Raw genomic sequence first — 24,242 nt, 5'->3', positions numbered from 1 at the left:
GGTCACCGGGGTCCTGACGGGGGCGAAACGATTATTCGGCCAGTTCCTCCAGAAGCCTGGCCGTCGGCAGCCCCGCCCGCAGGTACTCCACGAACAACTCGTTGTGCAGGGCCCACGGTGAGCGCCGCGACCGTATCAGCCGGATCGCCTCCTCGACCGGGTGCCCCCGGCCCACCAGCGTGTGGGCGATGACCAGGCCGGAACGGTTGTAGCCGCTGTAGCAGCGGACGAGGACCGTCCGGCCGTCGTCCATCGCGTCCGACGCGGCCCGCGCCAGCCGGATCACCCCGGCGAGCTGGGTCCCGTCCAGCGGACCGTCCGGAATCGGCCACACGTGATGCCGCACCCCGGGATCGGGCCCATGCCCCTGCCGGGCCCGTGTCAGCGTCTGGACGAGATCGAACTCGTCCCGCACCACGGCGAGTTCCAGCTCCCCGGAGCGTCCCCGGAACTCGTGCCCGCCCATCCACAGGCCGGGCACGATCTCGCTCCACGGACGGTCCGGAGGCGGTACGTCGGGTTGCTTCCTGCGGGTCCGCAACGGCGCCTCCCCAAACGCGCTGCCCAGTGCCTGCCCAAGTCGCCTCGAACGTAACCGCCTTCTTGCCCCGGAGCGCCCCTCCTGTTCCCATGGTCGTGGGGTGATGGTGCATGAACGGACTGCGCGTCATACCGACCTGGCGGCATGGCCAGGAGCGGCTCTACGTATGTCTCACGGATGGCAGGAACATCGCCTGGTACGACCGTGAGGCGGCCAGGATCAACCTGATCGGGGAGAACCGCAGAGAGGACGTCCTGGAGGCCCTGGGCCCCTTCATCACCGGGCCGGTCACGGTCGGTCCACCCCCGGTCCCCACCCCCGCGGAACTGGCCCGGCTCTCCCTCCACCCGGACGACGACCTGGCCCCCAACCGCCCCGGCGAGGCCCTCCTCATCGACCTGGACCGCGACCCGGGCCCCGCCCACCGTCTCCGGGCCGACCCGCGCCGCCGCGCCCTGGCGGCCGAGCAGACCGTCGGTGTGGCCCTGGACCGGCTCGACGGCGCCGGCTGGCACACCCTGCACTCCCTGCCGCTGCCCGGCGGCGACCGCGTCCATCACCTGGCCATCGGCCCGGCCGGCCTGTTCGCGGTCCACGCGCTGTACGCCCGTAAGCAGCGGGTCCGGGTCTCCGACCCCCTGGTCGGCCTGGGCCGCCGCGACCCGGAGCCCCTGCTGCGCCGGGTGCGCGCCGACGCCGACCGCGCGTCCCACGCCCTGACGGCCGAGGTCCGCCCTCTGCTGGCCCTGGTCGGCCCGGCGGACGTCTCGGTCACCGTCCCCCCGCGCGAGGTCCGCGTCCTGACCGACACCGAACTCACCGACCTGACCCGCCTCGGCGGTGTACTGAAGCCGGCGGACGTGGAGGCCCTGCACGCGATGGCACGCGACCGGAGGACATGGACGAAGGTGTGACCCCGGCACCGCTCACACGGCGAGAGCCGGGTCACGGCACCGCGCCCGCCCGCCCGGCATCGAGGAGCGGTTCCAGCAGGTCCCCGAAGTCCTGGAGCCGCGGAGCGATGTCGGTGGCCGAGAAGGTGAGGGTCTCGGCGGACCGGCACGCCTCGACCTCCTCCCAGGTGACCGGCGCCGACACGGTCGGCTCGGCCCGGGCCCGCATGGTGTACGGGGTCGCGGTCGTCTTCCGCGCCGCGTTCTGACTCCAGTCCACGAACACCTTTCCCGGCCGCAGACTCCGTGTCATCCGGTGCAGCACCAGCCGGGGCATCGCCCGCTCCGCCTCCACGGCCAGCTGTTTCGCGTACTCCGTGACCCGTTCGGACGAGGCCCCGCGCACCGCCGCCAGCAGATGCAGCCCCTTCGAACCGGACGTCTTCGCCAAGGCCTCGATGCCGTCCGCAGCGAGCCGTTCCCGCAGCCACACCGCGACCTCGCAGCACTCGACGACGGTCGCGGGCACGCCGGGATCGAGGTCGAGGACGAGCCGGTCGGCGATCTCGGGTTCCTGGATCACCCACTGGGGCGTATGGAACTCGGTGACGAGGTTCGCCGCCCAGATCAGGCTCGGCAGATCCTGCACGACCACCATCCGGGCCGGCCCCTCCGACCGGGGCACCTCGGCGCTGGTGACCCATTCGGGCATCCCCGGCGGCACGTTCTTGGCGAAGAAGACCTGCCCGTCGGGCCCGTCCGGGTAGCGCAGGAAGGACAGCGGCCGGTCGCGCAGATGGGGGAGCAGGGCCTCGGCGACGGTCGCGTAGTAGTGCAGTACCTCGCCCTTGGTGAAGCCGGTCGCCGGATACAGCACCTTCTCCAGATTGCTGAGCGCGACCCGTCGCCCCTCCACCTCAGTGATCGGCGTCATACGATGAGAATCACATGAAACCGTCACATAAGGCTTATTCAGCTCATTCGGAAGGGTGCTGCCCGTGAGATCCATCTGGAACGGCGCGATCTCCTTCGGCCTCGTCAGCATCCCGATCAAGCTGGTGAACGCGACCGAGAGCCACTCGATCTCCTTCCGCCAGATCCACACCGAGGACGGCGGCCGCATCCGCTACCGCAAGGTCTGCGAGCTGGAGGACCGCGAGGTGAGCTCGGCGGAGATCGGCAAGGGGTACGAGGACGCGGACGGCTCGATCATCCCGATCACCGAAGAGGACCTGTCCCACCTGCCGCTCCCGACCGCGAAGACCATCGAGATCGTGGCCTTCGTCCCGGCGGACCGCATCGACCCGCTCCAGATGGACGCCGCCTACTACCTCCAGGCGGGTGGCGCACCGGCGGCGAAGCCGTACACGCTGCTCCGGGAGGCACTGAAGCGCAGCCACAAGGTGGCGATCGCGAAGTACGCCCTGCGCGGCCGCGAGCGCCTCGGGATGCTCCGCGTGGTCGGCGAGGCGATCGCCATGCACGGTCTCCTCTGGCCGGACGAGGTCCGCGCACCGGAGGGCGTGGCCCCGGACACCTCGGTCACCGTCCGCGACAAGGAACTCGACCTCGCGGACGCCCTGATGGACACCCTCGGCGAGGTCGACCTGGAGGACCTGCACGACGAGTACCGCGAGGCGGTGGAGGAGGTCGTGGCGGCGAAGGCGGCCGGCGAGGCACCTCCCGAGGCCCCGTCGGCGCCGTCCAGCGGCAAGGTGCTGGACCTGATGGCGGCCCTGGAGAAGAGCGTGCGCGCGGCGCAGAAGTCGCGCGGCGAGGAACCGGGGAAGGCCGGGTCGGAGCACGAGGAGGAGTCGGCGGGGGAGGCGGACGAGGAGACGGAGTCGGGGGCCGAGGTCAGACACCTGTCGCAGCGCCGGTCCGCCCGTACGGCACCCAAGGGGACCGGCGGCAAGAAGTCGACGTCGACGGCGAAGAAGACCACGGCGGCACCGAGGAAGTCGACGGCGAAGACGGCGAAGTCGACGCAGGCCGCCAAGAAGACGACGGCGTCGAAGAGCACGGCCTCCACGAAGAGCACGGCGGCGTCGAAGAGCACGGCCAGGAAGTCCGCCGCGAAGAAGACGACGGCGAAGGAGACGACGACGGCCAAGGGGACGACGGCGAAGAAGTCGGCCGCGAAGAAGACGACGACGTCCCGCAAGCGCACGGCCTGACACCGTCCGCGATCCAGGGTCCTCACGTCACATCGCCCGCGATCGACCGCGCCTGCGTGCCACCGCTTGCGATCCACGGCCCCTCGCGTCACATCGCCCGCGATCGACCGCGCCTGCGTGCCACCGCTTGCGATCCACGGCCCCTCGCGTCACATCGCCCGCGATCGACCGCGCCTGCGTGACACCCACGTCATGCCGCCCGTGACCGACCACGCCTGCGTGCCACCGCCCACGAACCTGGCAGGGCATCGCCCACGTCAGGCGGCCCCTTCCAGGGCCCCTCGATCCCGCCCCGCGCGGCCTGCCCGCATGGCCCGCCGCGCCCGCGGTGCCCCTCCCGACCCCTGGTCCTCGGCGCCGCCGCCGTGGTCGCCCCCGTCGCCTCCCTCTCCTTCCTCGCCCCGGCGACGGAACGCCACGCACAGCGTGCCCACCCCCAGCCCCACGGCCGGCCACACCGGGAACTCGCCGCCGTACGCGAACCCGTGCCCCGCGAAGTACATGAGCGCGCAGACGCTCACCCCGAGCCCGGCCCATATCCGCCAGGCCGCCGCCCCCCGGATCCCCGCACCGGGACGGACCCGTGCGTCCATCGAGGCCAGCGCCCGCTCCAGTGGCCGCAGGGCCCACACCACCCCCGCCAGGACGCTCCCCAGCACCAGCAGCCACGGCACCCGCAGTGCCCACCAGCCGGCCGAGCCGTAGCGGGGTTCGGGGGCGAGTCCGGTCAGGTAGAAGGCGGCGGCGACGATCAGCACCGGCAGCATGTGCCAGAGATAGAGCGCCATGCTGCCGGCCCCCAGCACCCGCACCGCCCGCCGCACCCGGGCCCGATCCAGCGCTCGTCGGACGACCGGTGCCACCAGCAGAGCCACCCCGACCTGGGCCAGGCTCCACGCCAGCATGGCCGCCGACGGGGGATCGGTGTTGCTCGGTTCCTGCCCGGTCACCAGGATCAGACTGACGGGAAACGGCCCGGGCCCGACGAGGAGGGCGAACCCAGGCCGCCCCCCACGGCCATGGCGACCGCCCGGCCCCGCGCCCGGGGCGCCGTATCCCCGTCACCGCCCAGCAGCCCGTCCCGCCAGCAGAGACCGAGCTGGTAGACGACACCCCACACGAGCAGGTAGTTGAGCGCGCCGATCGCCTCCACGGCCGAGCCGCGCGAGGACGCGTCGCCGGTCGCGACGAGCGTGCCGATGCCGAGCCCCACCACGCCCATCCCCACGGGGACGCGCACGCCCCACCGTTCGTGCAGGGAGTACAGCACCGGGGTCAGGGCGCTGAGCAGCAGATACACCGGCAGGAACCAGAACTGCATGGCCATCGCCCACCCCACCAGCGCGAGAGTGGCGCGGTCCACGCCGAGCGCGACGCACACCCCGACGGCGAGCAGCACGAGGCCGCTGTACACGGCCGTGGGCAGCAGCAGCCGCACGGCACGCCGCCCCACCCATCCCGCGGCGCTCCCGCCGGCGGCCCGGGCCCGCGCCCAGGAGCCCCCGGCGGCGTGACCACCGGCCAGGAAGAACAGCGGCATGATCTGGAAGCCCAGGGTCAGCCACTGCGTCCAGGGCACGGACGCCAGCAGCTCCGGGGCGGTGATCTCCCCGTCGGGATGCCGGATCAGCGCGGTGATCAGCCAGTGCCCCAGCACCACGAGCAGGATCGCCCAGGACCGCAGGAAGTCGACGTACCGGTCTCGGCTCATACGCCGCATGCTGCCCGCCCCCCAACTCCCCTACGACGATTAGTCCTTGTCGCAACCAACCCGTACCCGAGACGACACCCGGCGGCCCGCCGTGTCCCGGCGCACGGCACCGTCCGTCCCCGTCCGTCCCAGCCCCTCCCCGTGCGTCCGGCATCTTGACGGCCCGCATGTTACCGGTAACATCGTTGTCCGTCGGAGCATCACCCGCACGCCCACGAAGAGGTGGGCCGCCGCCCTCTGGAGTCCGCGTGGCCGACCACCCCACGGCGCAGCGCCCCCCGGCCGGCTCACCCACGCCGGACACCACGACCGCCGTCTCCGCCCCCGTCCCGGCGGACGTGGTCGCCCCCACCCCCGCCCCCGTTCCCGTCCCGGTTCCCGTCTTCAGCACGTCCGCCGTGGTCGCCTCCTGCGTCGGTTTCATGCTCATCGGCGCTCTCCAGGCGTTCTACGGCCCCGCGATCCCGGCCCTGCGCGAGGAGTTCGGACTCTCGCCCTCCGTCGCGGGGCTCGGGCTCAGCGCGCACTTCGTCGGCGGGGTCGCCGGAGTCCTCCTCTTCGACCGGCTGTACGGCCGTACCGGCAACCGGCGGATCCTGGCCGCGTCGTATCTGCTGATGGCCGTCGGCTCGGCAGGCTTCGCGGTCGCGCCGAACTGGCCCCTCGCCCTCGCCGCGGCGCTCGTCGCGGGCTTCGGCTTCGGCGGTATCGACTACGGCCTCAACCAACTGTTCGCGGCGGGCTTCGGCCACCGTTCCGCGGCGATGCTCAACGTTCTCAACGCCCACTTCGGCATCGGCGCGATCCTCGGCCCCGTCCTGATCGGGGTGGCAGGCGCCGAGCACTACCCCGTCGTCTTCGGGGTCTTCGCGCTCGCCAACCTGCCCCTGCTGCTCTGTCTGCGCGGCGTGCGCGACCACCCCCCGGGGCTGCCGCGGCCCTCCGGGTCGTCCGAGCCGTCGCCGTCCTCGCCGCACACGGTCGCCACCAAGGTGTCCACGCCGGCCGCCCGCGCTCTGCGGTCCGTCCTCGCCGTCTTCGTCACCCTCTACGTGCTGCACGTCGGCATCGAGGCGGGTGTCGGCGGCTGGGAACCCACTCACCTGGAGACCGTCGGCCACGGCGCCGGCGTCGCGGCCACCGCGACCTCCGTGTACTGGCTGATGATGACCGTCGGCCGTTTCCTGGTGGCTCCGATCGCGCTGCGTTTCTCCGCACAGGCCATCGTCACGGTCTCCTGCACGGGGATGACCGTCTGTCTCCTCCTGGCGGCCGTACCGGCCCTGGCGCCCTTCGCCTACGCGGGCGTGGGTCTCTTCATCGCGCCGATCTTCCCCACCGGACTGCCCTGGCTGCAGCGGGCCGCGCCGCACGCCCGCCGGGCCGGCGCGGTCGTCATCGCGGCGTCCATGACGGGGGGCGTCGCGGCGGGCCCGGCACTCGGCAAGGTCATCGAATGGTCCGGCGTCCGAGCGGTCCCGCTCCTCCTCGCCGCGGCCTCCGCCGTCTGTCTCGCGGCCACCCTCTGGCTGACCCGGGCCACCCACCCGAAGCCCGCGCGGTGATCACCCCTGCGCCCCGGAGCCCGTCCACGACGCCCCGGACGGACCGGCGGAACCGGTCCTGCGAGCCGGTCCGACCGACCCCGTCTAGGGCGCTCCGGCACCCCGCCTGACCATCAGCCACAGGACGGGCGCGAGCACGACAACGCACCCGCCCCCACACCCGCCCCCGCCCGAACACCCACACCCACCTCCACCCCCCACCGCCCCCGTACGTCCGCCCCGACGAAGGGACCCGCATGCCAGCCCTGACCACGACCTCCGACGGATTCCTCCTGCACGGCGAACCGTTCCGCATCCTCTCCGGCGCGCTGCACTACTTCCGCGTCCACCCCGACCAGTGGACCGACCGGCTGCGCAAGGCCCGCCTCATGGGCCTGAACACGGTCGAGACGTACCTCCCGTGGAACCTCCATCAGCCCGAACCCGGCACCCTCGTCCTCGACGGTCTCCTCGACCTGCCCCGCTTCCTGCGCCTCGCCGCCGCGGAAGGCCTGCACGTCCTCCTGCGGCCCGGCCCCTTCATCTGCGGCGAGTGGGACGGCGGCGGTCTGCCCCACTGGCTCACCACCGACCCCGACATCCGCCTGCGCACCAGCGACCCCCGCTTCACGGACATCGTGGACCGCTACCTGGATCTCCTCCTCCCGCCGCTCCTGCCGCACATGGCGGCGTCCGGCGGCCCGGTCATCGCCGTACAGGTCGAGAACGAGTACGGCGCCTACGGCGACGACATCGCCTACCTCGAGCACCTCGAACGGTCCCTGCGCTCACGCGGCGTCGAGGAACTCCTCTTCACCTGCGACCAGACCGACGGCGACCACCTCAAGAACGGCGTGCTGCCCGGCGTCCTCGCCACCGGCACGTTCGGCAGCCGCGTGGAGCAGTCCCTCCGGCGGCTCCGCGAGGCGCAGCCCGAAGGCCCGCTGATGTGCGGCGAGTTCTGGATCGGCTGGTTCGACCACTGGGGCGGTCCGCACCACGGCCGGGACGCCGAGGACGCCGCCGCCGACCTCGACCGGCTCCTCGCGGCCGGCGCCTCCGTCAACATCTACATGTTCCACGGCGGCACCAACTTCGGTTACACCAACGGCGCCAACCACCACCACGCCTACGTGCCCACCGTCACCTCCTACGACTACGACGCCCCGCTCACCGAGAGCGGCGACCCGGGCCCGAAGTACCACGCCTTCCGCGAGGTCATCGCCCGCCACGCTCCGGTCCCGGACGAGCCGGTACCCGCCCTGTCGCCCAAACTCCCGCCGACCACCGTGCGGTTGACCGACCGGGCTCCCCTCCTCCCCCTCGCCGACCGCCCCGTGCACGCCACGGACCCGCGCTCCGCCGACGAGCTGGGCCAACGCTCCGGCTACACCCTGTACCGGACCACCGTCCCCACCCCGGGTACCGGTCTCCTGCACTTCGCCGGGGGAGTGGGGGACCGCGCCCAGGTCTTCCTGGACGGCGCCCCGGCGGGCGTCCTCGAACGCGAGCGCTACGACGAGACCCTGCCTGTCCACGTGCCGCGCCCCGACGCCGTGCTCGAGGTGCTCGTGGAGAACATGGGCCGGGTCAACTACGGTCCCCGAATCGGCGTCCCCAAGGGCCTGCTGGGCCCGGTCACATGGGGCGGCGCACCCCTGCACGGCTGGGACTCCCACGCGCTGCCCCTGGACGACGTCCCGGTCGACGCCGTCTTCACCCCGGCCGAGACCGCCACCTCCGCCGAACCCGCCTTCCACCGCGGCACGTTCGAGGTGGCGACCCCCGCCGACACCTTCCTGTCCCTCCCCGGCTGGACCAAGGGCCAGGCCTGGATCAACGGCTTCCACCTCGGCCGCTACTGGAGCCGCGGCCCCCAGCGCACCCTCTACGTCCCCGCCCCCGTCCTGCGCCCCGGCGCCAACGACCTCGTCGTCCTCGAACTGCACGGCACCACCACCCTCGACGCCCACCTCACCGACACCCCCGACCTCGGCCCGGCACCGTCCTGATGCGGCACCGGGTGACCATCACGCCTCCCTCCGCTCCCCGGACGCGGGGCCGCCTCCCCTTCGCCGACGCCCCCTCGGCCCCCGACCCCATCGAGGTGACCAGCCGCTGGCTTTCCCGGGGCGGCCGCCCCTGGTTCCCGGTGTCCGGCGAGTTCCACTACTCCCGGTACCCGGCCCGGGAGTGGGAGGAGGAACTGCTGAAGATGAAGGCGGGCGGGATCACGGTCGTCGCCTCCTACGTCATCTGGATCCACCACGAGGAGACCGAGGGCCGCGTCCGCTTCGACGCCCACCGCGACCTGCGGCGCTTCGCCCTGCTCTGCGCACGCCACGGCCTGGACTTCATCCCCCGCATCGGCCCCTGGTCCCACGCGGAGGTCCGCAACGGCGGCCTCCCCGACTGGGTCCTCGGCCGCACCACGGCTTCCCGCACCGACGATCCGGCGTATCTGGCCGCCGTCCGCCCCTGGTGGGAGGCGATCGCGTCGCAACTCGACGGTCTGGGGCGCGCGCACGACGGCCCGATCGTCGCGATCCAGATCGAGAACGAGCTCTACGACCGGCCCGGCCACCTGCGCACCCTGAAGCGCATGGCCCGGGAGGCCGGCCTGAGCGCCCCCCTCTGGACCTCGACGGCCTGGGGCGGGGTCCACCTTCCCGGCGACGAACTGCTTCCCCTCTACGGTGGCTATCCGGATGCTTTCTGGACCGAGGCCGACGGCGGCTGGCCCGACACCTGCCGCAAGCACTTCTTCTTCACCCACCAGCGCGACGACGAGGGCATCGGCGCCGACCTGCGCCCGACGACCGTACGCGGCACCGAACCCGACCCCCACGCGGACAGGTTCCCCTGGCTCACCTGCGAGTTGGGCGCCGGCATGGCCGTCGCCTACCACCGCCGCCCGCGCGTCGAAGCCGCCGACGTCGGCGCCCTCGGCCTCACGAAGATCGGCTGCGGCTCGGTCTGGCAGGGCTACTACATGTTCCACGGCGGCACGAATCCGACGGGGGAGCACACGACCCTCCAGGAGTCCCACGCCACCGCCTACCCCAACGACCTCCCGGTCCTGACGTACGACTTCCAGGCGCCCCTCGGCGAATACGGCCAGTACCGGCCCTCCTACGACGAACTCCGCCTCCAGCACCTGCTGTTGGCGGACTTCGGCGAGGCGATCGCCCCCATGCGGTCGGTGCTGCCGGACGGCCGTCCGCGTGACCGGCACGACCGCGACACACTGCGCTGGGCGGTCCGCGGCGACGGGCGCGCCTCGGGCTTCCTCTTCGTCACCAACCACCAGCCCCACGAGCCCCTCCCGGACCACCCGGACACCAGCTTCACGATCGGCTTTCCCGAGGCCCCGCCCCTCACCCTCCCCAGCGCCCCCGTCACCGTCCCCGCGGGCGCCTACTTCTGCTGGCCGCTGCGTCTGGACGTGTCGGGCCTGCGCCTGGACTGGGCCACCGCCCAACCGGTCTGCACGGTCGTGGACGACGACGGCCGTACCGTCCTGGTCCTGGCGGCGACGGACGGCATCCCGCCCGAACTGGCCCTGGACGCAAGGACGGTGACGACGGTCGCCGCCCCGCCCGGCGCCGACGTCAGAACGGTGACCGACGACGACCGCATCCTGATCACCGGCCTGCGCCCCGGCACGGACGCCCTGGTCGAGGCCGCGACACCGGCCGGCGACCGGGTCGCCCTCCTGGTACTGGACGCGGAGACCGCCCGCACCGCCTACCGGGGCGAGGCCTGGGGCGCGCCGCGGCTCGTCCTGTGCGACGCGGGCGTGGTCTTCGACGCGACGACGGACGAGGTGCGCCTCCACCCCCGCACCCCGGCGGACGAGGAACCGAGGGCCCGCGTCCACACCCCCGCCCCCACACTCTCCCTCTCCGTCCTCCCGGCCCCGCGCCGCCCCCCGACGGCGCCCGGAGCCACCGTGAAGGAGAGCCGGGACGGCGCCCTGACCCGCTACACCCTCGTCCCCGACGAGGACCCGCCCACCGTCCCCGCCCCCGCCCTCACCGCGCTCCGCCCGGCGACCCCACCCCCGCGACCACCGTCGTCCCCGGCCCCGACCTCCGCCACGGGCGTACCCGGCCGGGCGAGCGCACCCACGGACGCGCACTACGACACGAACGCGGCCGTCTACCGCGTGGACGTACCGGCGTCCCGCGCCGCCACCCCGACCCCACCACCCGGTGCCGACCTGCTGCGCCTGCACTGGACCGGCGACGTGGCCCGCGCCTACGTGGGGGACACGCTGGTCGCCGACCAGTACTTCACGGGCCGTCCGTGGGACATCGCGCTCGACCGACTCCCGCCCGGCGCACCCCTCACCCTGAGGATCCTGCCGCTCGCCGCCGACGCCGCCGTCCACCTCCCCGTCACCCCGCCCGCCGGCGTCGCCGAGGTACGGCACGCCGAACGGATCACCACCCGCACCTGGCGGCTCCGCACGACCTGACCCCCCGCTTCCCCGGGCGCCCGGCCTATCCTGTGGGTCCGCCGGGCGGCCCAGCGCGACCGGCCCCCGGACCAGTCCCGAGGAAGAAGCCCCCACCATGACCCGAAGCGCCGCCGACGGCCCGGCCGGCCCGGCGACCAGGGGACGCAGCAGACGCAACTTCGCGGGCTCACGTCCGGTCATGGACGACGTCGCCAAACTGGCCGGGGTCTCCAAACAGACGGTCTCCCGGGTGCTCAACGACCACCCGGCCGTCCGCGCCGAGACCAGGGAGGCGGTCCGGGCGGCCATGCGCACGCTCGACTACCGCCCCAGCAGCAGCGCCCGCTCGCTGGCCAGCGGCCGCACCCGGATGCTCGGCGTGATCTCCTTCGACGCGGCCCGCTACGGCCCCGCCTCGACCCTCACCGCGATCAACACGGCGGCGCAGGAAGCCGGTTACCTGGTCAGCTCGATCGCGCTGGACACCGCGGACCGGGACACGGTGGTGCGGGCCGTGGACCGGCTCTCGGCGGAGGGCGCGGACGGGGTGATCGCCATCGCCCCCCAGGTCCGGGTGGCGCAGGCCCTCGCCGAGGCGCACCTCGACACCCCGCTGGTCGTCATGGACAACGAGCTGGGCGACGGCACCCCCATGGTGACCTCGGACGCCCGCACCGGCGCCCACAAGGCCACGCGGCACCTTCTCGCCCTCGGCCACCCCACCGTCCACCACCTCGCCGGCCCGACCGGCTGGACCTCGGCGGACCGGCGCGCGGAGAGCTGGCGCGCCACCCTCCAGGCGGCCGGAGTCGAGGTGCACGCCCCCCTCATCGGTGACTGGAGCGCCGACTCCGGCTACGACCTGGGCCGCGAACTGGCGAAGGACCCGTCGGTCACCGCGATCTTCGTGTCGAACGACCAGATGGCCCTCGGCGTCCTGCGAGCCCTGCACGAGGCGGGCCGCCGGGTCCCGGACGACGTCAGCGTCGTGGGCTACGACGACATCCCCGAGGCCGCCCACTTCCTTCCGCCGCTGACCACGATCCGAACGGACTTCACGGACATCGGCACGATCTCCCTGCGCATCCTGCTGAACCGCATCGACAGCCCGTCGACCCCCGGAAACCCCCTGACGGTCGTCCCCGTCGACCTCTGCGTCCGCCACAGCACCACCGCCCCACGCCGCCGGGCCTGACGAACTCCGGCGGGTCGGACCGGCCCGATCGGGCTGTCGGCTTGGTCGAGTCGATCGGGCCGACCGGATTCAATGAAGCGGGCGCCGCTTGGCCGTCATGGCATGCAGATGTTCCAGGGCGTCCAGCACGAGGGTGTTCCAGTGCCAGGCCAGCCACCGGCCGACATCGCTGCCCGTCTGCCGGAGCGCGGCCAGCTCGACATGGGTGAAACCGGTCAGTGGCCGCTCGTGGTGGGACGACACCATGCCCAGCGGCACCCCCGCCCGGTTCACCAGCGGAACGCTGTGCGCGGCCCGGCTGCCCGTCTGGAGAATGGCATGGCGGGAGGCCTCGTCGAACACCGGCGCCGACTCCACATCGCGCACGGTGACCTGCCGGCGCTGACCGGCCGCCTGCGCGCAGGAAGTGGTGGGCGCGTCGACGAAGGCGAAGAAGTCGCTGAAGTACTTGTTCAGGCCGGTGTGCCGGACCAGCCGGAGCCGGCCCCGCTCACTGAGCTGGACGTTGCCCATGGGCGTCTGGGTGATCGACAGCACCCGTTGCAGGGCCGCCGCGACGACCGCGCCCTGGCTGGTGCCGTTGCCGCGCTCCACCGGAAGCCCGGGAAGCGCGGGCGGGCCGCGCCGCACCCGGCCGGGGAACCACAGCTCGGCGTCGACGTCGGGTGCGGGTGTGCGGGCGACGGCGTCGGCGAGTGTGGAGAGCTTGATGTTGAACCGCTGGGAAGCGCCCTTCAGCAGCGCGAACGCCTCCTCGGTGGAACCGAGGCCGTAGCGCTGGAGCAACACCCCCTCGGCCCGCGCGACTCCGGCCCGGCCGTACAGACGGTTCCGCAGATCAAGATCATCCTGCTGCCACCGCACCGCGCCGCCCTGTCCGGCCTCGCGGCCGGGCGTCTCGACCGACGGGTCGGGCGCATCGGCCGCCGGGCCTCCTCCGGCCGGGTGCCGGCACAGCTCGCTCATACGAAGGGCTCCCATCCGAATCAATTCAGACCAGGCCATACAAGACCAGACCAGCCGTACAAGGTCGGGCCAGGCCATACAAGATCAGGCCGGATCGCGTCAGGTCGTGGCACCGACGAACCCGGCGGGCACCTCCGTCCCGTCGGGGGCATACCTCCCCACCAGGCACTGCCAACAACTAACCGCAAGCCGCCCGAGTAAACCCACCGGCTTCTCGCCGGGGTCGGCGAGGTCGGCGAACTTGCCGAGGAAGGTCTCAGACGCGGAAGGCCCCCGGCGGTACCCCGTGAGCGAGGCCGTACGGAGTCAGCGCGACGACGCCCGTTCCGCGTGAGGGTGTGTCGGGACCCAGGTGCAGCGGGCTGACGCCGTAGGAGCGGGCGAGGTCGGCGGCCATGTCATGGGCGGCCCACCGCCACTCCTCTTCCTCGTCACGGTTCTCCCGCGCGGCATCCCACTCGGGCGGGAGACCCAGCTCCAGCCGGCGGGCCCGCTCGAACGGCAGGGGCCCGCCGAGGGTGAGCAACGCGTCCCCCGCGTCGCCGGTCTCGCAGTACCGCCGGACGACGACGCCGTGCTCGGCGACGACCCAGGCGGAGCCGTCACCCTGGCCGCCGTAGTAGTACGCGTGCGCTTGGCCGTAGCGGTGGCTGAGTTCGACGCACAGACGCAGCACGTCGTCGCCGCGCTCCTCGCCGCACGGGTCGCACCAGGCGCCGAGGACGAGCGTCCAGCCGTCCAGCTCGGGCGTCACGAAGACCCGTTCGTCACCGCGGTAGGGGTCGTCCGGGCCGAAGCCGTGACTGTCGGTGTCGACGATGTCGTTGCTGAGGGCGAAGGTCACGGGTCTGGGGTCGGAGAGCCCGAGGATGCGCATGATTCCGGCCTGGTCACCGCTGTGGACGGCGATCCAGTGATTCCAGCACGCCCACAGCCCCTCCGGCCGGTCGTCCTGGAGCTTGACGCGGACGAGCCGTTCGACCGCGGCCACGTCGGCGCGGGACAGCGCCCCTTCACCCCCCGACTCGGCGAGCACGGTCAACGCCCGCGCCCGCTGCCGCCCCGGCCCGCGCTCCCGAACGAGCCGGAGCCGCGCGATGACGTGCTCGCCGTGCGACATCAGGGCGTTCTGCGCCTCCCGGGCGACCTCGTCGTCGGGGTCCCCGAGCAGCGGCACCAGGGCGTCGACCGCAGACCGGGCGTCGTCGCCGCAGCGCTGGAGCCCGCGGACGGCCATCCGGCGCACGTGCGGCACGGGATGGGAGAGGGCTGCCGTGTAGCGGTCGAGGGCAGCCGCGCCAAAGCCGGAGAACGCGAACCCCAGACGCTCCCGGGAACGCCCGCCGGACGCGGCGGCGAGACCACGGAGAAGGCCGTCGAAGGCGACCGCTTCCCCGATCCGCCCGAGCACGGCGGCAATCGGCCGCCAGTCCACGGGAGACCCCTCGTCCGCCAACTCCCGCACCAGCGGCTCCACCGCGTCGATCCCGAGAACGACCAAAGCGTCCGCCACCACCTCGCGCCGCCCCGGCACCCCCAGCTCCCGCACCGATCCGGTCTCCACCACGCTCACCACGCGCCCCTCCAGCCCGGCAAGATCGACCAGTCCTCGAACGCCATGATGCGGCACAGGTCTGACAACGCGGCCGCGCGAGGCTCCGGCGGCAGGGCCCCTCTCCGCCCGCACTCCCTACGCCGACCCGGCAACGGCCGAACCGGTGAACCTGACGCACGTCAACCGTCCCTGACCAGCGAGTAGGCGGCTCTTCCCACACAACGGCGGGAACCTGGCGCCATGCGGTGCCTGAATACGTCTGCTACGACTTGGAAAACACTGTGCGTTACGGAAGTCCGGGAGGACCGACATGGCAAACGCGGCGTTCGCCAAGCTTCTGTTCCTGGAGGCGAAGAGAATTCAGGACCCGGATGGCGCGGACGAGATTCTCGTCGGTCGGGGTGACGGCGGTACCTTCGAAAAGGTCCGCATGCGAAAAGGGGACGTGTTCGAGTTCGACGAGCGATTCGTGCCGTTCGTCAACCAGGCGCCGATCGACATCGTCCTGCACGAAGTGAACGAGGCGGCCTCCCAGAGCAGCTTCATCGGAGGGGCGAAGATCATCCCCTCCGAGGTGGGCATGGGAGAACGCACGCAGGCAATCGGCGCACTGTCGTTGTCTCTCTACGAGCTGACGTACAAGGTCCTCTGACGAGGCCGAGCCCTGACCCTCGACGGGATCACCACGCCGAGGGACGGGTCGACGCGGCGAAGAGGACAACGGTGCGCGGCGCCGCGGAACCGACCGCGAGACCGGCGGGGGCTCACAGATCCCGTCGCAGGACTCACAGATCCCGTCGCATGAGGACGCACATCGTCTCGTAGCGACGGATCAGCCCGTCAGGTCCTTCCTGGTCCCAGGCATCGGGCTTACGGCCGTAAGCGGTGTAGCCCAACCGCTCGTACAGGGCGCGAGCCCGAGGGTTGTTCTCCTCCACGGCGAGCTCGGCCCTGCGAAGGCCCCGGTTCCTGATCCTCTGCTCGGCGGCTCGGACGAGCAGTGTTCCCAGCCCCCGGGACTGGAGCGCCGGAAGCACGGCGAGCTGCCACAAGGTTCCGGCTCCCTCGGAAACCTGATAGTCGACACCGCCGATCGCCACCGGAAGATCCACGGGGGTGCATACAGCCAGGTAGTCCACCTCCCCGGCCGCGGCCCGCCCCAACTCCCGCTCGACGTGGCGCAGGTGAATGCCCGAGCCCGACCAGGTGCACGCCGGCAGGTCACGAGGCAGCAGATCGCGCACGCTGACGGGCACGGCAAGGGTGGCATCGGCGGATTCGTGTGCAGTCATCACGGCCGCGAGCATGCCCACCGACCAGCTGACAAGGCAACGGATTTCCCGCGTACAGGCCGAAGAGGAGCTCCCACCGGATCGCACCTCTGGGTGAGAGCTCCGACCCGCCGGCGAGGCGTCCGCGCCGAGGGGACACCCGTGGCTGGTCGGCATGGCCTCTGGCAGACTCGGCGGACATGGGATGGTTCAAGCGGGCCAAAGAGGCGGAGAGTGCTGGTCAGGCCGGGGAGCGGGCCGACCTGAGCGCATTGCTGCTACAGGGCGAAGACATGATCGAACGGTTGGGTCGTGCGCACATGTCCTGGGGCCTGGGTTCCGCGGACCGCTGGGATCTCGACCAGACGACCGGCACGATCACCTGGACCTTCGCCGACAAGACAGCCACGGCACCGGCTCAGATCCTCGGCAGCTTCAGCCCCCCCCTCGGATTCGTGGCTGTGGGCCTGGGCCAACCAGAGCATCCTTCCGGACATGAGCCGAGACGCCCGCACATTCCGTGACTGGGCAGAAGCCAACGGACATCCCGCTCTCGCGCAACCGAAGATCGAGGCCGATGAGAGCGCCGCCGCGACACTCGTTGCCTTGGCCGTCCGGGTCACCGAGGCGACCGGCTATTACCGGAGCCCGGGACCCGACTCCTCAGTGATCATCACCTTCGGCCCCGTCACCCTGACCGCCGCAGACGGCACGGTCTCCAGCTTCGACATCAGTAACGACTAACGCCACCAAGCGGAGCCGGCCTGCCCGAGCCGAGGCCTGCCTGAGCCGAGCCCTGCCTGAGCCGAGGCCTGGCACCTGGCCCTGCGCCCCTGAACCACAGCCGGGCCGCCTCGGCGCCTTCCGCGCCTGAGATGCGGAATCCTGCCCGTCGACCAGTCCATGCACGGTCCCGCAGCGCCAAGAGCTGGTGGTGGGGACTCTGGGACTACGACTACGTACAGGGCGCCCCGGCAGGGAATCGAAACTGCGCACAGGGCTTCGGAGCCCGCTCGGATCCCGGGCAACGCACCACTCCACAACCTGCACGCGGCAGAGTGCACCCGGCACGCCCGGGTGGCTCGACGCGGGCGTCGCCCCCGACGAGGTGGGCGTGCAACCCCGTCAGTGTCACCTCCTACACTGCGCTCTTGATCAGACCGTTCGGACAGGGAGGAGACGGGGATGGGCGGCAACGCATGGAGCCACGCGGGCCCGTATCAGCGTGATCTGGAAGCCGCGTTCCGCCAGGCCCAGAGTGACGAACTGGCGCGGGACAACCATGGTTTCGGGAACCGTTCCATCGAGGAACTGTGGCGCGACCCGGAGTGGGAGGAGTACATCTTCACCGGCGGCACGGGCACCGTGCTGGACTTCCCCCTCATGATCGAGGCAGAGAACACCGACGACGGTCCGTTCATGCGGCCCCTGACCGCTGACGAGGTGCGTGCGTGGGCTCCCCATGGCCGGCCCACCCACGCGCAGTGGGACGCCGCCCTCGACTCCGGGCGGTTGGACTTCCCGGGCCGAGCCCAGGGGAACTGCACGGTGCTCTACCACGACGGTAGGCCCACGCAGATCGGCTACTGGGGCGTCACCGCCGACTAGCGGGACCGGCACCCGCTGTGCGATGTAGCCGCTGGACCCGTCCAGATGCTCCGGACCTGGCCCGAGGCGATACTCCAAGGGCCCGAGCACGCCTCGTCCACGGACCCCGACATACAACCGCTTCGGGCTACGTCTGCGGCACACACGCCAAGCCCCGTCCTCAGCGAAGCGCGGGTCGCGCCCTCGCGGCAACGCAGCACACGTAACGGCCCCGCACCGCGCAGAACTTCACCGGGCCATTCGCCTACGACCCGGTCCAGGGCGACCTGGAAAAACGAAAACCGCGCCGATCGCGGTACAGACGAATTCCAGGATTGCGTAAATGGTCAGGTAAGAGCGGTCGGTGACCGCCCAGTCCCGGCCCGCGTAACCGGTATGTCCCTCACGCCCTCTCCGTCGACCGCAAAGCCCAGACCTTCGATCCCACCGCTGCCCCACCGACTCCCAGGCAGATGCCACTTCCCCTGGCACGAATATGCCCCCGGGCAGGCCACGTATCCTTCCGTCGCCGTCCGGTAACCGTCCATGAACCGGTAGGTGTTCCTCACGGCGAACCCCAACGGCAGCGCGAGAGCACACAGGCACAGGGCCAGTACCACTCGTTGCCGCGGCTTGAGGCCGATCACCAGATCGGCGCTCCACGACTTGCCTTCCGTAGTCACCCGCCTCGGACCCCGGATGGCCGACGGCGTGCCTCACAAACCAGGGAAGGCCGCAGACAGCCGGCCCCGGAAGGCGCACCAGGAGCCCGAAGTCGCCACCCCGAAACCCCGCAACTCGGCCAGGACGTCACGCAATTGTCCCGTGACCATACAGACGAGTCCGGACCACCGACCAAGGCCCAGGAAACCGACGAAGACTTCCGGCCCCTGGTCCACGACGACCGCGGCCTCAAGAACCGTCCGACGAACGAGACGCGTGTCGTTCCGGTCCCGCCCCGTCTGGTGCAGAAGCACCGAGTACACATCGAGGCGTCCGGCACAATCGCGGACGGCCGGCTGTTCGGCAACGAACGCGGGGGAGTGGTCGCCCCGCCCACGTGTTGGCGCGTCTGGGACTCGACACGGCTGGCGCTCACGCCGGAGCAGGCGGCGTCGCCGCTGGCGCCTCGCCCTTACGACCTGCGGCACGCTGCGCTGTCGTCCTGACTCAACGCCGCCGCTGACCCTACCGAGGTTGCGGAGCGCGCGGGCAACGCCGTCAAGGTGCTCCTCAGCCGGTACGCGAAGTGCCTCGACGGGTGGCAGGACTTCGCCGATCGCCGGATCGCACAGCTCCTCCGAGGGGAGGGCGGGCGCTGACTTCGGCACCGCTCCGACACACGCACCTGCGGCACGATGGTTTCCCCGGCGTCGTCCTGCGGCTTTATGCCTTGAGGCTTGGCCGTGTGTAGGCCGCGCGCTCCGACATACAGCCGCTCCGAGCGGCAGACGGCTGCACATACGCCAAGACCCCGTCCTCAGCGAAAGCGCTGGTGGCGGGGTCTTTGGGCACCTCGTGCAAGGTGCCCCCGGCAGGATTCGAACCTGCGCACACGGCTCCGGAGGCCAGGTGAGAGCAAGTGCTGTCGGGGCTCTGACCTGCGGGGGAGTGGTGACGGGGGCGGGTCCCGACCAACATCATCACGTCCCTATTACGTGGGTGCCCTGTCCGGGCCTGGGACCGCGCCGTATCGTCGAAGGCATGATCTCGGGCACTGGCGGCGAAGCGCACGACGGCGGCGGCACGGAGTTCACGGCGGAGGGCGTGGAAGTCGTCATGCGTGAGGCGTGTGAGAAGGCCGGGCTCGACTCGACCGGGGCGGAACTTCTCCGCCTGGGCTCCAACGCGGTGTACCGGTTGGCGTCCTTACCAATCATTGTCCGCATCGCACGTGACCGTGCTGTCCTGGCAGAAATGGAACGTGCCGTGGGCGTCGCCCGATGGCTGGGGACGATCGACTTCCCGGCCACGCGTGTGCCGGCCGCTGTCACGCAACCCGTCCTCGTCCGCGGCCTGGTGGTGACCTTCTGGGAAAGCGTCCAGGAGCACGAGGAGTACGCGACGGTCGGAGAACTGGCCGACCTGCTCCGCCGCCTGCACTGGTTGGAAGAACCCGAGTCGCTTGGGCTTCCTTACTTCGATCCCATGGCCAAGCTCTCGGCCTCGCTGGACGGCTTGCACGCTGTCTCCGCGGAGGACCGGTCCTTCCTGGAGGAACGAGCGGCCAAGCTTGCCAAGGAGTACGACCGGCTGGACTTCGTGTTGCCGTTCGGCCTGATCCACGGAGACGCCAACATCGGGAACGTCCTCCGCCACCGGGACGGTCATGCGGTCCTCATCGACCTCGACGGCTTCACCCTCGCCCCACGCGAGTGGGACCTGATCCTGACCGCGCTCTACTACGACCGGTACGGCTGGCACACCAAGGCGGAGTACGCGGAGTTCGTCCACCGGTACGGCTTCGACCTCATGAACTGGCCTGGATACGAGACCTTGGCCGATCTGCGGGAGCTGATGATGGTGGCCTGGCTGGGCCACCAGGTAGGCACGAGCGAGCGCTCTGCCACCGAGTTCGCCCGACGGATGCGGTCGCTGCGGACGGGCGAGGGACGCGATTCGTGGAGTGCCTTCTAGGCACTGGCGGCGCAGCCTCAGCGGAGCACTCGCTAACTCCGTGACCCTGGGGCCTGCCGGGAAGATCTATGTCCCCGCGGCAATCCACAGCCTGTGCTCGCGTGCCTCGTCTGCGAGGTCGCGTGCAGCGACACTGTGGCCGGCGGCGCTGAGGTTCCGGCGGAACTCGGCGAGGTAGCTGACGCACCGCGCTGACTTGAGCTGTTCGCCGAGATCCAGAGCATCGAGGGCTACGCGGCATGCCTCCTCGACGTCACCCGCGCGCAAGTGGGCGTCGGCGAGGACCATCGTCGCGAAGAAGTCGCTTCGTACATGGCTGCCGCTCATGGCGTTTTCGGCGTGGGATACGGCCCGACGGGCGCTGTTGACGTCGCGGAAGCAGTGGGCGGCTTCGGCGGCAAGCTCGGCCTCGTCGAAGTAGCTGATCCACTCCGGCTCGTCGTCGCTGTTTCGACCTTCGAGCGCCTTGGTCGCCGCGCTGAGAGCCGCCTCGCATGCGGCGACATCTCCGGTGCGAGCAAGCGCGCGTGCCTCCATCGCATGGAACTGAGCCCGCAGCGTCGGCGTGGCCACCGGGGAGATACCCATGAGCGCCGCACGAGCAAGAGTCGCGGCCTGGGTATAGCGCCCTAAGAAGGTCGCCTGGTGGCTCATCGCTGACAGGATGCTGCCCGCGAGCCGGCGGTCGTTGGCGTCCTGGGCGAGGCGGAGGGCCTGGAGGAAGTACCTCTGGGCGAGTCCGTGGTGGCAGGCGTCGTAGGACATCCAACCGGCAAGGAGCGTCGCTTCCGCCACGGTCGAAAACAGGGCCCGGCCTACCTGTTCGGTGTAGCGACCTTGCAGGAGTGGAGTCACATCGTTGTTGAGGTACTGGATGACCGAGTGACGTGCATGGTCACCGCCGAACTGATCGTCAAGCTGGGCGAACATGTCTGCTGTGGTCTTGATCGCTGCCACGTCGCCGAGACCGACTCGCACCCCGGCGGCACGCGGCCGGGGAATGCTCGGCTCGGGGGCGACCAGCCACCGGAGTGACGCTTCGTTCCATGCCGGCTCGGACGGCTCAGCAGTGAGTAGCGGGTCGTAGTGGTTGAGATCCGCGCGCCACAACTGGCTGACTGTCTGAATGGCGTCATCAGGGCTGGCGGGATAGGAGACGTCGAGGACTGGAGCGTCCTTTGCCTCTCCGTGGTCCAGGCCGAGTTCCGCCGGACTCATGGCGAAGGCGTCACACAGAAGCGGACCATAGAAGTCGTCGGGCGAACTGTGCCCGTTCTCCCAACTCGCAATGCGGCGCTTCACACTGGCATCCGACGGGAGTTGGTGCCCACGTTGGGATGCTGCTCGACGTAACTCCCTCACTAACCGCGGCTGACTCCAGCCCCGGCCCGTGCGAGCTTCACGTAAGCGGGCACTGGTCGGCTTCATGAGGACGTAGCCCTTCACTCCCTGCGCGTACGCCGGTGCGACAACTCGCTCTGCCCGACCGAATGTACGCGCTGGTCATTGCTTCGTGCAGGTAGTAATCGGAGATCCTTCGCAAGGAGCGGGTGACGGGGGATGACGTGATAGGCGTGGGTGCGTCATCCCCCGTCACCCCTTCGTCATCTGCCCTGGTCAGGTACCGAGCCGGGAGTCTGGACCTACGGCGGCATCGAGGCCGCACCGCAGTCCGACTGAGGGTGAGACGACGTGCAGAGGATGACCAGGCGGGGCATGGAATGGCTGTCTGCGGCAGCGGACAACCCGACTGAGTGCCGACAGGTTTGGGCGGATGACCCGCGGATGCCCTGCTTGCTGCCGACCGGCCGTTTCTTCGACGTGGTGAGCGTGGAACAGCGCCTCGGAATGGAGATGTTCGACCGTCTCCAGCGCAGTGGGATGCCCGTCGGACCCTCGGTCATCGACCGCAAGGCGCAGCGAGTCGGATTCTTCCTGGGCTCGCAGAGTCAGGAGACCTTTACGTATTACCTCGGTCGCGAAACCTCGTCCCCACCTCAGTACCGCTACCTCAGCGAGGGCTCGGCCGTCGTCGTACCCGGCCCCATTCCGCTGTCCGAAGACCGCTACCAGTGGCTCCGGGCACCGACGCGCCGACCCGAGGCCAACCCTCTGCGTCCGGTGGCGCTCGCGACTGCGCTGGTCGCCTCCGCGGAACTCCTGGCAAGGATCGACCGCTTCGACGAGCAATACCCGACTCCGTACGCGGCGGTTGTTGCGCTCCCCGAGGAGACGACCACCGATGCCGGATGAGCCGACCGTCGGGCGCGACGCTGCCGCGTGGTCACCTCTCGACAGCGACGGCTGGTACGCGGCTCGAAACGCCACCACCGCATTGAGGGACGTCCTCGTGCGAGCGGGCTTGGAGAAAGACTTCCCCTACCTGCGCGCGGACTTGAACGCCTTCGGACACGGCCTCGTTGAGTTGGGACGCGTGTCCCCCGACACGGCCGAGCGTCTCGCGGAACTCCTACGCCTGGCACTGGCAAGCGGATACGGCCGCGAACCTGACGGCGACGATCACGCGTCAACCACCGTCAAGGAACACAAGGGAAGGATCTGACGTCATGACCGACCGGCGAGGAGTGGTGGCAAAACGGGCGGAGGACCTGGTGCCCGGCGTGCCCTACGTCCGAGGTTGGAACCGTGCGCGCCGAAGCGCCGGCACCCTGGCCGATCAACTCGTGCTGCTTGGGCTCGACTCCGACTTCCCCGGCTTGGTGGCCGACGTGAACGTCCTCGGCGACGGATTGGTGCAGTTGGGAACAGTGCGCCCTGACGCGGCCGAAATGCTGGCGAAGCTCATCGCGGCAGGTCTGCAAGCTGAGCTGCAGGGCACGACGGCCGATACGCCTGCGGTCTGAACCGCTCTTCGAACGCCGGTTGGCCACGGTTCGAGCGTGCTCCCGCGGTCGGCTGGTCCAGCCCCGTACGACATCGCCCTCACAGCGCTGTCGTACGGGGCTACGTGCTGTACCTGCGACCTTGGCTTGCCTGCCGCTCGGCCGGGACCGGCGCCCCAGCGCCGCAGCCCGGACGAACGGCAGGCCAGCGGTGACATCAGCTTGGGGAGCTTGGGTCTCTTGGTAGCGGTTGCTGCGCTGACCTGCGGCGGAGTGGTATTGGAGCCGTGGCCGCACCTGGGGCCGGTCCCCGCTGTTCCCCGTGTTTCCTCGCAGGATCTGGCACGCGACTGGCACGGCCTCTTCGCCTCGTACGTCCCTTTGCGGAGATGGGCCCCGGAGCGCCTGAGCCTCAGCCGACGACGGTCAGCCACGATGGTGGGTCAGATGACCGTGCAGGCGCGCGTGTGCCTCGCTGTACCCCCGCCGGCCTGAGCCACGCTATCCGGCCGTCGACCAGAGCAAGTCCCGACGGCGGAAGCGCATGGGTGGCGCTTGCACGATGACCTCTTCGTCCCGAAGCAACTTGGGCGGGAGCGCTGCCCTGGGCTGATGTGGCTCTCACCTGCCGCAACGGTCCGCAGGCATCCGTGACGTGGAGGCGGCCAGGTAGTTCGCGAACAGGCTCGTGACCAAGGAGTCGCCTCAGTCGGGGGGCGGTCGAGGTGCGCCACTACGCCTCCTCGCCTCCATCTCGCTCATAGGCAGGTGCCAGCGTGGCCTGATGATCTTGCTTCACGCGGGAAGGTGTGCAGGATCCGTGCTGCCCAGCAGCCTCTGATCTGGGACTTCATGCGGAT

Annotated in this window: 22 protein-coding genes and 1 tRNA gene; 14 read left to right on the top strand and 9 right to left on the bottom strand. The window is 70.8% G+C overall.

What is annotated here, in order from left to right:
* Window positions 1-31: 31 nt before the first annotated feature.
* On the bottom strand, window positions 32-541 hold the full coding sequence (locus tag OG440_RS11645) for a protein phosphatase (RefSeq protein ID WP_406006771.1): 510 nt from the start codon (window positions 539-541) through the stop codon (window positions 32-34).
* A 110-nt stretch (window positions 542-651) separates the two neighbouring features.
* Between OG440_RS11645 and OG440_RS11640 the strand changes: the two genes are divergently transcribed.
* Window positions 652-1,455, top strand: coding sequence for a nuclease-related domain-containing protein (locus OG440_RS11640; RefSeq protein WP_406006770.1), 804 nt, complete (start codon window positions 652-654; stop codon window positions 1,453-1,455).
* A 31-nt stretch (window positions 1,456-1,486) separates the two neighbouring features.
* On the opposite strand, the gene ligD is transcribed toward OG440_RS11640, so the two are convergent.
* Complete coding sequence (gene ligD, locus OG440_RS11635; protein WP_406006769.1) at window positions 1,487-2,368, bottom strand: non-homologous end-joining DNA ligase; 882 nt, start codon at window positions 2,366-2,368, stop codon at window positions 1,487-1,489.
* 55 nt (window positions 2,369-2,423) lie between these two features.
* Here ligD and OG440_RS11630 point away from each other — a divergent pair, with 55 nt between their 5' ends.
* On the top strand, window positions 2,424-3,611 hold the full coding sequence (locus tag OG440_RS11630; protein WP_406006768.1) for a Ku protein: 1,188 nt from the start codon (window positions 2,424-2,426) through the stop codon (window positions 3,609-3,611).
* Window positions 3,612-3,868: 257 nt separating this feature from the next.
* Here the strand turns inward: OG440_RS11630 and OG440_RS11625 are convergent, their stop codons facing one another.
* Together OG440_RS11625 and OG440_RS11620 are read right to left on the bottom strand one after the other, a co-directional pair.
* Window positions 3,869-4,561, bottom strand: a complete 693-nt coding sequence (locus OG440_RS11625) for a hypothetical protein (RefSeq protein WP_406006767.1) — start codon at window positions 4,559-4,561, stop codon at window positions 3,869-3,871.
* 5 nt (window positions 4,562-4,566) lie between these two features.
* A complete protein-coding gene (locus tag OG440_RS11620; protein WP_406006766.1) occupies window positions 4,567-5,322 on the bottom strand; it encodes an acyltransferase in 756 nt (251 codons plus the stop codon).
* Between the two features lie 422 nt (window positions 5,323-5,744).
* Here OG440_RS11620 and OG440_RS11615 point away from each other — a divergent pair, with 422 nt between their 5' ends.
* From OG440_RS11615 to OG440_RS11600, 4 genes are all read left to right on the top strand, one after another.
* Window positions 5,745-6,887 carry an MFS transporter gene (locus tag OG440_RS11615; RefSeq protein ID WP_406011322.1) on the top strand — a complete coding sequence of 381 codons (1,143 nt, stop codon included), beginning with the start codon at window positions 5,745-5,747 and terminating at the stop codon, window positions 6,885-6,887.
* A 236-nt stretch (window positions 6,888-7,123) separates the two neighbouring features.
* Entirely contained in the window at window positions 7,124-8,878 is a 1,755-nt protein-coding gene (locus tag OG440_RS11610) for a glycoside hydrolase family 35 protein (RefSeq protein ID WP_406006765.1), read from the top strand.
* Complete coding sequence (locus OG440_RS11605; RefSeq protein ID WP_406006764.1) at window positions 8,878-11,346, top strand: beta-galactosidase; 2,469 nt, start codon at window positions 8,878-8,880, stop codon at window positions 11,344-11,346. Before OG440_RS11610 ends, OG440_RS11605 begins: the two co-directional genes overlap by 1 nt.
* 97 nt (window positions 11,347-11,443) lie before the next feature.
* Window positions 11,444-12,523 (top strand): LacI family DNA-binding transcriptional regulator, encoded by a 1,080-nt coding sequence (locus OG440_RS11600; protein ID WP_406006763.1) that lies wholly within the window; start codon window positions 11,444-11,446, stop codon window positions 12,521-12,523.
* A 69-nt stretch (window positions 12,524-12,592) separates the two neighbouring features.
* Here the strand turns inward: OG440_RS11600 and OG440_RS11595 are convergent, their stop codons facing one another.
* Together OG440_RS11595 and OG440_RS11590 are read right to left on the bottom strand one after the other, a co-directional pair.
* The gene (locus tag OG440_RS11595) at window positions 12,593-13,489 is read right to left on the bottom strand and encodes an ANTAR domain-containing protein (protein ID WP_406006762.1); all 897 of its coding nucleotides are present in this window, start codon (window positions 13,487-13,489) and stop codon (window positions 12,593-12,595) included.
* Between the two features lie 256 nt (window positions 13,490-13,745).
* Window positions 13,746-15,062: a HEAT repeat domain-containing protein gene (locus tag OG440_RS11590; protein WP_406006761.1), complete on the bottom strand. Its 1,317-nt coding sequence runs from the start codon at window positions 15,060-15,062 to the stop codon at window positions 13,746-13,748.
* Window positions 15,063-15,354: 292 nt separating this feature from the next.
* Here OG440_RS11590 and OG440_RS11585 point away from each other — a divergent pair, with 292 nt between their 5' ends.
* Window positions 15,355-15,696 (top strand): hypothetical protein, encoded by a 342-nt coding sequence (locus tag OG440_RS11585; protein WP_406006760.1) that lies wholly within the window; start codon window positions 15,355-15,357, stop codon window positions 15,694-15,696.
* Window positions 15,697-15,829: 133 nt separating this feature from the next.
* Here the strand turns inward: OG440_RS11585 and OG440_RS11580 are convergent, their stop codons facing one another.
* On the bottom strand, window positions 15,830-16,351 hold the full coding sequence (locus OG440_RS11580) for a GNAT family N-acetyltransferase (RefSeq protein ID WP_406006759.1): 522 nt from the start codon (window positions 16,349-16,351) through the stop codon (window positions 15,830-15,832).
* 164 nt (window positions 16,352-16,515) lie between these two features.
* Here OG440_RS11580 and OG440_RS11575 point away from each other — a divergent pair, with 164 nt between their 5' ends.
* From OG440_RS11575 to OG440_RS11565, 3 genes are all read left to right on the top strand, one after another.
* Entirely contained in the window at window positions 16,516-16,839 is a 324-nt protein-coding gene (locus tag OG440_RS11575; protein ID WP_406006758.1) for a DUF6882 domain-containing protein, read from the top strand.
* Entirely contained in the window at window positions 16,811-17,059 is a 249-nt protein-coding gene (locus OG440_RS11570) for a DUF6882 domain-containing protein (protein ID WP_406006757.1), read from the top strand. Before OG440_RS11575 ends, OG440_RS11570 begins: the two co-directional genes overlap by 29 nt.
* A gap of 441 nt (window positions 17,060-17,500) precedes the next feature.
* The gene (locus tag OG440_RS11565; RefSeq protein ID WP_406006756.1) at window positions 17,501-17,923 is read left to right on the top strand and encodes a hypothetical protein; all 423 of its coding nucleotides are present in this window, start codon (window positions 17,501-17,503) and stop codon (window positions 17,921-17,923) included.
* Between the two features lie 1,505 nt (window positions 17,924-19,428).
* Here the strand turns inward: OG440_RS11565 and OG440_RS11560 are convergent.
* Window positions 19,429-19,527: transfer RNA gene (locus OG440_RS11560), tRNA-OTHER, on the bottom strand.
* Window positions 19,528-19,606: 79 nt separating this feature from the next.
* On the opposite strand from OG440_RS11560, the gene OG440_RS11555 reads away from it, so the two are divergent.
* Entirely contained in the window at window positions 19,607-20,539 is a 933-nt protein-coding gene (locus tag OG440_RS11555) for a phosphotransferase family protein (RefSeq protein ID WP_406006755.1), read from the top strand.
* 66 nt (window positions 20,540-20,605) lie between these two features.
* Here the strand turns inward: OG440_RS11555 and OG440_RS11550 are convergent, their stop codons facing one another.
* Window positions 20,606-21,841 carry a hypothetical protein gene (locus OG440_RS11550; RefSeq protein WP_406006754.1) on the bottom strand — a complete coding sequence of 412 codons (1,236 nt, stop codon included), beginning with the start codon at window positions 21,839-21,841 and terminating at the stop codon, window positions 20,606-20,608.
* A 390-nt stretch (window positions 21,842-22,231) separates the two neighbouring features.
* Here OG440_RS11550 and OG440_RS11545 point away from each other — a divergent pair, with 390 nt between their 5' ends.
* From OG440_RS11545 to OG440_RS11535, 3 genes are read left to right on the top strand one after another with little or no spacing between them, the layout of a single operon-like run.
* Window positions 22,232-22,792, top strand: coding sequence for a bifunctional DNA primase/polymerase (locus tag OG440_RS11545; RefSeq protein WP_406006753.1), 561 nt, complete (start codon window positions 22,232-22,234; stop codon window positions 22,790-22,792).
* A complete protein-coding gene (locus tag OG440_RS11540) occupies window positions 22,782-23,102 on the top strand; it encodes a hypothetical protein (protein WP_406006752.1) in 321 nt (106 codons plus the stop codon). Before OG440_RS11545 ends, OG440_RS11540 begins: the two co-directional genes overlap by 11 nt.
* A gap of 4 nt (window positions 23,103-23,106) precedes the next feature.
* Window positions 23,107-23,403 (top strand): hypothetical protein, encoded by a 297-nt coding sequence (locus tag OG440_RS11535; protein WP_406006751.1) that lies wholly within the window; start codon window positions 23,107-23,109, stop codon window positions 23,401-23,403.
* Window positions 23,404-24,242: the final 839 nt, after the last annotated feature.

Origin of the sequence: Streptomyces sp. NBC_00637 (genome assembly GCF_045161545.1) — a bacterium.
Lineage (GTDB): Bacteria > Actinomycetota > Actinomycetes > Streptomycetales > Streptomycetaceae > Streptomyces.
The sequence above is the reverse complement of the archived record's forward strand: the minus strand, read 5'-3'. Positions and strand labels throughout refer to the sequence as shown.